This is a genomic window from Sphingomonas sp. AC435 (assembly GCF_979253005.1).
Genome location: NZ_CEEDCJ010000107.1, coordinates 1 through 237, shown reverse-complemented (window position 1 = coordinate 237; position 237 = coordinate 1). Strand labels below are relative to the sequence as shown.

At 66.7% G+C, this 237-nt stretch carries 1 protein-coding gene; it reads right to left on the bottom strand.

The window, feature by feature from the left end:
- Nucleotides 1–237 (bottom strand): DPP IV N-terminal domain-containing protein (locus tag AC0CH8_RS19120; protein ID WP_465241233.1); only part of this gene is annotated, 237 nt, incomplete at both ends.

Here is a 237-nt window from a genome sequence, read left to right as displayed (position 1 = left end):
CTCCGTCAGGCGCGTGAGCTGGTTCGGCTTGGCGATGTCGACCGAATAAAGCTGCTGCTCCCGTACGTCGTCCTTCGTGCCCGCGAAGAACACGCGCCCCTTCGTCTCGTCCACGCCGACCAGAGCGGTGACGACCCCTTCCCCCTTCGTCAGCGGCGTCCACTTGCCCGCCGCGAAGCGATACAGGGGCCCATACCCGCTCCGCTCCGACCGCCAGATCAGGCTACCGTCCGTCAT